The 2,508-nt window shown below is 42.8% G+C and carries 2 protein-coding genes; one reads left to right on the forward strand and one right to left on the reverse strand.

Going from position 1 to position 2,508, the window contains the following annotated elements; translation table 11 throughout:
- Positions 1–315, forward strand: a 315-nt coding sequence (locus tag F6K53_RS37250; RefSeq protein WP_293084622.1) for a CU044_2847 family protein, incomplete at its 5' end; no start/stop codon positions are given.
- 284 nt (positions 316–599) lie between these two features.
- On the opposite strand, the gene F6K53_RS37255 is transcribed toward F6K53_RS37250, so the two are convergent.
- Entirely contained in the window at positions 600–2,183 is a 1,584-nt protein-coding gene (locus F6K53_RS37255) for a calcium-binding protein (RefSeq protein ID WP_293084625.1), read from the reverse strand.
- Positions 2,184–2,508: the final 325 nt, after the last annotated feature.

Genomic DNA, 2,508 nt, shown 5'->3' on the forward strand with positions numbered 1-2,508 from the left:
TCAGACAACCAAGACGAAGAGGAAGAGGAAGAAGAAGCCCTCACCGACAAGGGCATGAGTTCTCCTGAAAGGCTACGACAGCAAATAATACAACACGCTCAAATCATTGAAGGGACGATCCGGGCTTACACTATTATTGGCTTAAATGCGTTTAAGAAAAAGCCAATCCCTAATGTTAAAAAAGTAACCCTAGAATTTGGGATAGAATTAGGGGGAGAAGCGGGGATTCCTTATGTTACTAAAGGGACTGCTAAAAGTAATCTTAAAATAACAGTAGAGTGTGAGCTTCCTAAGCCAATTAAAAATCAAACTTAGTTAAGACAAATTACGCGTTCGCTTTTAGCGGAAGCGAAGCTTCATCGCTTGCAAGTAACTGAACCAGTTTCCGTAGGGTAAACACATTTACCGATGGAGTGCGTAGGCATGTTCAAAGAGAGCGTACGCACTCCATCCTGAACCCCGCTTCACCCTATCCATACTTGGCATAGCGCATCACATTCAGGACTTCCGAACATCTCAATCCCCAGAAGTATTAGTTACATCGGGCAACCCTGATTTCAACACCTACCCCATGTGTTTCTTAGGAGTTAAGCCTGGTTCTAACTCATAAAGTTGGAAATGTTGTTAAGGGCGCTCTCACTTACCCCTTCTACTAAACCTATCGTGCTATTGTTTGCTTCGATAGTAGTTGCGCTAGGAAGTTGGGTGAATGACAGAGCCCCAAAGGTTAGACCATCATCTAAGAAGAATTTATCTATACCAACTTCAAAGTCAGTTATAAATTGACTTTGAGTACTTCTCAACACAAATATGTCGGCATCGGAACCACCAGTGAGAGTGTTCAGTGGACCATTACCTCCATCGAGTAGATCTTCACCATTACCGCCAACAAGGGTATCAACACCATTACCGCCAACAAGGGTATCAACACCATTACCGCCAACAAGGCTGTCATTACCATCACCACCTCGCAGCAGGTCATTTCCAGAGAGACCAGAAAGGGTATCGTTACCACCTTGACCATTGATAACGTCATCCGAGTTGTTGAAGCCAGAGGTGTTGTTATTTAAATCATTGAGGAAGGTTACTGTATTGGGATTAAAGACGGTGCTACGAAGTTGATTCGCATTAACAACATCAAAGCTATCTTGAATTGTCAGATCGTTATCGAACAGTATATTGCCGATGCCTTGTGAAAGGTTATCGAGATCCTCAAGATTAAAGTTTTTCAGAACCACCTTATCACTGCTATTTCCCTCAAAGGTAATCTCTAAGTCACTTCCATTCTGAGTGAGAAGTAAATTTTTTGCGGTCTGTCCTGAATCAGAAAACTCTATGATATCGACTTCGTCAATAACAGCTTGAGATGGGTTTGTCCCAGTGCCAACACCTCCGAAATCAGTAATAATGTCATTCCCTCCACCGAAGGCGTCAAATCTGTCTTGTCCACCACCTCCAATTGCAATGTCATTTCCAAAGCTACCAAAGAAGAAGTCATTTCCAGACCCACCATTAAGAATGTCATCACCTAGACCACTACTAAGAGTGTCATTTCCAGAACCACCGTTAAGGTTGTCGTCGCCAAATCCACCACGAATAGAGTCACTACCGTTCCCACCATTTAATGTCACATTAGGATTAGAGCTTGAGAATAAAATTCCCTCGGCGTTGAGAGTATCATTGCCATTTCCACCATTAAGAATGTCATCACCGTCTCTTCGGGTCTCTAGAAGATCATCGCCATCTCCACCATTAAGAGTGTCACTAAGACCTCGGCTCAAGAGGGTATCGTTACCAGAGCCACCGTCAAGAATATCAATTGAAGGTGTAAATCCAGTTCTTATTTCATTGCCATCTCCAAAGAGCTGATCATCACCATCTTCACCAAAAAGGATATTGGTACTTGAAACTCCACTTGTTCCACTAGAAAGAGTGTCATTACCATTCCCACCAAAAATAGTATCTGAGGCGGGTCCACCATCGAGGTTATCATTACCTTCCCCACCAAAAAGGATGTCATTGCCAAAAAAATCATCGATAATATCATTACCTCCCCCACCAATGAGAGTATCATTGCCACTTTGACCATTGAGAGTATCGTTGCCAAGTTGACCATCAATTAGATCACTACCACCTCCACCATTGAGGCTGTCGTTATTCACAGTACCTGAAATTATTGCCATGGTATTTCTCCTTGATTTAAAACAGTGATAAAAATCAAAACTTATGTTGCTGATATCAATAACAGCACCCTTAAATGACTGATCAATTCAGAACCGAAAGCTGGTTGACTGACAAAAGTTCACATAGGGCGATCGGTGCAGGAATCGGTGTAGCGGTGCGCTACCCTACGAACACTCATCCAAACCCACTGATGGAAGCATCTTTTCCCACTGATGGAAGGTGTTACCTTCTCAAATTGGCTACAAATGTCATATTCTGACTGGGTGACATTACTCAGACAGGATGACAAGCGAAAACTCCCGTATCTATAATGCCCTTCTTAGG

Source organism: Moorena sp. SIO4A1 (assembly GCF_010672065.1).
GTDB lineage: Bacteria > Cyanobacteriota > Cyanobacteriia > Cyanobacteriales > Coleofasciculaceae > Moorena.

Coding starts and splice junctions, on each gene's coding strand:
- F6K53_RS37255 (WP_293084625.1), bottom strand. CDS start 2,183: ATGGCAATAATTTCAGGTACTGTGAATAACGACAGCCTCAATGGTGGA.